Here is a 1347-nt window from a genome sequence, read left to right on the forward strand (position 1 = left end):
ATTGGGTAATCGATAAACCTAGCCCCGCGCCTACACTGCCTACATGTTGGCGAGATTTATCTGCTCGATAAAAACGGTCGAAAAGGTACGGTAAGTTTTGCTCGGCAATGGTGTCACCTTGGTTGCTGACCGATATCGTAACCTGTTCATCAACCTCTTGAACGTCAATCACAATGGTTGAATCAGCATACGCATGACGAATCGCGTTGGAGAGCAAATTGCCCACCGCACGCTCAAACATGTTTTTGTCCATATAGAGCTGACCGTCGCCTGAGCTCACGATTTGCACATCGGCATCTTCGGCCAATATTTCAAAATACGCGACCAAGCGGTCAATTTCCTCCTGCACCGCAAACACTTCGTCATGGCGATGAATGAGCTTGTTTTCAGCCTTGGCAATGTAGAGCAAATCGTTGATGGTTTTCGTGATGCGGTTGAGTTCTTCCAACGTTGAGGCAATCGCATCCTGATACTCTTCAGACGTTCGACACGCACCTAAAATGACCTGATTTTGCGTAGTAATGTTGGTGAGTGGCGTTTTTAACTCATGTGCTATATCAGAAGAAAACTCGCTCAAGCGGCGAAAACCAGTTTGCAACCTATCGAGCATCGCGTTGTGTTTGTTGGCTAACTCGCGCAGTTCTATTGGCAACGAATCGGGGTCGAGACGAATGCCCATTTGCTCTGGTGATATCTGTTGAATGTGCTGATTCAATCCCACAATCGGCTTCAACCCACGTTTTACCATCCAACCGCTCAACGCGGAAGAAATCACAAACGCCAAACCGAGCGCCCAAAACAAAATCCAGTCGAGTTTATCCAAAAACAAAATATGGTGGTTGATACTCATGCCGAGCACCACCTGATACTCCCCAGCTTGAAACGCAAACGCGCGAATATTCAGCGAGTCCTCACTCCATTCGATGGCGCGCTCGTGATTTAAAACTTGAGGTGAGCTAATGCTGTAGGCTCGGTTCTGAGGAATCGTCAGGCTCGAATTCTGATAGACGTTCTGCTTGCCTTCAAACACCCACATGTAGAGCGTGCTGTTATTCGCTTGCTTGAACACATCCTCTGGCGAGCGTTTTAACTCGTTCTCAATGGCATTGAACTTACTGGAAATATAGCTGAAATCTTGCGAATAAAAGTGGCGCTCAATGGCGTACTGTAGGATGAAAGCCAAAGAAAAATAGGTCACAAACGTCATACTAACAAACATCAGCACGAGCTTGTTTTTCATGGAAAAAGGCAGCGAGAACTTAGGCATCACGACTCTCTTCGAGTTTGTAGCCCATCCCTCTGACAGTGTGAATCAGTGGTCTATCGAACGGTTTGTCCACTTTGCTA

General features: G+C 46.8%; 1 protein-coding gene and 1 pseudogene. Both read right to left on the minus strand.

The features are described 5' to 3' along the window. Nucleotides 1–1267 (minus strand): heavy metal sensor histidine kinase (locus tag R7Z50_RS24215; RefSeq protein ID WP_318149313.1); only part of this gene is annotated, 1267 nt, incomplete at its 3' end. Then, nucleotides 1260–1347: pseudogene (locus tag R7Z50_RS24220) on the minus strand (DNA-binding response regulator); the annotation flags it as partial. The gene R7Z50_RS24215 and the pseudogene R7Z50_RS24220, both read right to left, overlap by 8 nt.

The sequence above is a fragment of the Vibrio sp. 1249-1 genome, from assembly GCF_033340495.1.